The 3,302-nt window shown below is 57.0% G+C and carries 4 protein-coding genes; 2 read left to right on the forward strand and 2 right to left on the reverse strand.

The window, feature by feature from the left end:
- Positions 1–281: 281 nt before the first annotated feature.
- On the reverse strand, positions 282–1,175 hold the full coding sequence (locus tag CW742_RS09340; RefSeq protein ID WP_292419552.1) for a presenilin family intramembrane aspartyl protease PSH: 894 nt from the start codon (positions 1,173–1,175) through the stop codon (positions 282–284).
- A 71-nt stretch (positions 1,176–1,246) separates the two neighbouring features.
- On the opposite strand from CW742_RS09340, the gene CW742_RS09345 reads away from it, so the two are divergent.
- Positions 1,247–1,561 carry a hypothetical protein gene (locus CW742_RS09345; protein WP_292419555.1) on the forward strand — a complete coding sequence of 105 codons (315 nt, stop codon included), beginning with the start codon at positions 1,247–1,249 and terminating at the stop codon, positions 1,559–1,561.
- Between the two features lie 24 nt (positions 1,562–1,585).
- Complete coding sequence (gene fen / locus CW742_RS09350; RefSeq protein ID WP_292419558.1) at positions 1,586–2,587, forward strand: flap endonuclease-1; 1,002 nt, start codon at positions 1,586–1,588, stop codon at positions 2,585–2,587.
- 25 nt (positions 2,588–2,612) lie between these two features.
- Here the strand turns inward: fen and CW742_RS09355 are convergent, their stop codons facing one another.
- On the reverse strand, positions 2,613–3,227 hold the full coding sequence (locus CW742_RS09355; protein WP_292419561.1) for a TetR/AcrR family transcriptional regulator: 615 nt from the start codon (positions 3,225–3,227) through the stop codon (positions 2,613–2,615).
- Positions 3,228–3,302: the final 75 nt, after the last annotated feature.

The following is a 3,302-nucleotide window of genomic DNA, read 5'->3' on the forward strand; positions in this document are numbered from 1 at the left end:
GGTATGTGATGCGTTTTTCCGTTTTCCGGTGCAATGCCGTTCACGGGTATCAGCCTCCCACCGTGTTTCGCTGGCACAGTGCGGTTGTCTGCTGTCAGTGGCTCGTCCTGCAACTGCATCGCAGGAGCGTTTCACTCAAGTATCTGTCGCGCACGCCCTGCCAATAAACCCATTGCTTTAGCACGGACCCAGGGTGGAAGAATAGTGCATTCCGGTGTCAGCGGGACATGATCCATTGACAGGAGATTCCAGCCCCACTTGGGCCCCATGTCTGAAGACCCTCACACCCACCCGGACGCCGCCCAACCGACAAGGAACCCGATAATCGTCCCCCCGCAGATCGGAGGCAGCCCGGCCTGCGGTTTGCCCGACATCACGAAATACAACAAAACGGCAAGCCCGGCAACCGACCCAAGAATCGCCCCGAGCGCCGGGAGATTAATGAGCCCACCAAGGCGTGAGCCTTTCAGGAAGACATTAGCCGAGACCACGAGGATCGCGGGCATGATCATATCGCCCATGCCGATGATGAACGCTGCCCGCTCGCCGCCATCGCCGAGTTTCCCGATCCCTTCTTTGATAAACGAGTAGTCCTTCCGCTTGGGGATGACAAAGAGGATCGGGGTCTTCTGATCGATCACACCCTCGGCCAGCGTGATCATGTGCCTTGTCTTGTACACAGAGATCGCATCGTAGACAGCGAGAAGGACGAGGAGGATGAGGACCGGGAGGACTTCCAGCGATGCCCCGAAGATCGCTGCAACACCGGCACCGATCAGGATGCCGAGACCGTCGATGACATACCACTCCGGGAATTTGTACAAAAGGAGCGTGGCAAGGATTGCGAGGATGAGCGTAATGACCATCGCCAGGTCGGACTCTCCCATGGCCGCGAACGTGACTGCCGCAAAGATGTAGCAGAACGTCAGGAATATGGAGATCCCGATGACTGCCGCGATGACCCGTTTCATGTCGTATTTTATCAGGAGGAGCAGGAACGCTGTGAAGACGAGCAGGATGCCGATGAACCAGACCGGGTTTGCCAAATCTTCGGGATTCTCGAAGGCCACGATACCCGAGGCCTGGACAGGGAGCGAGAGGAGGACGGCTCCGATCTCCACGGCAAGGAGGAGGAGCGGCATGGCGATTAAGGGGGCGAGGTTCTTCGTATCCATGGATATCTCCGAATGTGGGTGACGCTTCTGGTTTAGTTAGATTAATTAGTGCGCTCTCATCATGTAAAAGCATGGAGATTCGCGAGTACTTACCCGATATCCTGCTCACGGTCGTGATGGTCATATCGACCCTCGTCCTCATTCTCCGGTTCTGGCAGGACCTGATCATCGCGGTCGCGGCAGCCCTGATGATGCTCTCGATCGGGGGGCTCTTCCTCTCGCTCGAGGTCAAGATGCGCCACCTTGAGGAGAGCGTGATCACCCGCGAGCGGATGCTGCGGACCAACCTTGAGGAGATTTCGACCCGCATGGTGGAGAAGTACGACATGGCCATCACCCACCTCGACGAGCACGTTGCCGAGCTCTCGCGGCGGGCATATCGGTAACCGGACCATCAGGGCTGAATACGAATGGGCGTTGCATTACGGGATATCATCGCGGACTACAAGACACCGGTCACCTGGGAGGCCCTTCCGGGCATTGCGGCAGTGGACGCCAACAATACCCTGTACCAGTTCCTCACCATCATCCGGCAGCCGGATGGCACACCCCTGATGGACCGGCAGGGCAGGGTCACCTCCCACCTCTCCGGCATCCTCTTCCGGATCTCGAACTTCATGGCAAAGGGGATCAAGCCGGTCTTTGTCTTCGATGGGAAACCCACGGAACTGAAGCAGGCAACGATCGACGAGCGCCGGAAGCTCCGCGATGCTGCGGGCGAGAAGTGGAAGGAAGCGGTGGAACGCGGGGACGAGGCCGAGGCCTACAAACAGGCCCGGTCATCGACACGGGTCGACGCCACCATTATCGAGACCTCCAAACAGTTACTGGGCCTGATGGGGATCCCGGTTGTCCAGGCCCCGGGCGAAGGCGAGGCCCAGGCTGCATTCATGGTGGCACGTGGCGATTGCCGGTACGTCATTTCGCAGGACTATGACACGCTCCTCTTCGGCGCCCCGACCCTTGTGCGCAACCTGACGGTATCGGGCAAGCGGAAGATCCGGGGCCGGCAGATCACAGTAAATCCAGAACGGATCGTTCTCGCGGAGACGCTTGCCGGCCTGAAACTCACCCGCGAACAGCTGATCGAGATCGGGATTCTCGTAGGGACGGACTTCAACCCGGGCGTTGAAGGCGTTGGCGCAAAGACCGGCCTGAAGATCGTGCAGAAGGGGGAATTCGCGGCGAAACTCAAAGAGAAACTGCCGGACTTCGATCCGGCACCGGTGATGGAGATGTTCCTCAAACCACCGGTAACAACCGAATATTCGGTTGCAGCCGGCCACCCGGATGCCGAAGGAATCAAAAAGATGCTCTGCGATGGCTACGACTTCTCAGAAGAACGGGTGGACAAAGCGCTCGAAGGGTTCTCAGTGAAGGCCGGGCAGAAGACACTCGAGAGCTGGTTCTAGACCTCATCACTGGGTTCTCATTACGTCACAGCTTCTCTTCGCCGTACGTGCCGGTGTACGAGGTCTTGAAAAGGATCTTCGTCCCTTCAGTCCAGAGATCTTTTATCTCGTTCTGGTACATCCAGACCATCTCATAGTTCTGCAGGCCCGAGTACAGGGCTACCAGCAGCAGCGCAAGCGTATGGGGGTCTACCTGCGTCTGGATGAAGTGCTTCTTCTTCTCCCTCTTGATAACTTCTTCGAAGGTTGCAACAAGACCGGCATAGTATTCCCGAGTTGCATGCCGGACTTCCGTGTTCCGCGCCGCAAGGGCAAACATCTCGAAGAAGATCGCTCGCTGGCGGTCATCCGCGAGAGAGAAACGCTCGAAAAGCTGGGAGAACACCTCCTCGATGGGGCGGTTGTAAAAGGATTCGAACGTCGTTTTTTCGATATCGGACTGGAACCTGTTCAGGACCGCGGCAACAAGTTCTTCCTTGCTCTTGAAGTACCAGTAAACCGCACCCTTGGTCACACCAATCCTTTTTGCAACGTCATCGATGGTCATCTGGTTGCAGCCCCGTTCTGCGATCACGTCCATGGCGGCATCAATGATCCGGCGCTTTGCATCCTCCTTGTATTCCGGGACAACCTTCGGCATTGCTCCTCATATTCACTTCATTCGGGAGAGGTAAAAAACATTGCATACGGATAAAAACAAACCGTTTGGTATTTA

This window comes from Methanoregula sp., from assembly GCF_002835825.1.
GTDB lineage: Archaea > Halobacteriota > Methanomicrobia > Methanomicrobiales > Methanospirillaceae > Methanoregula.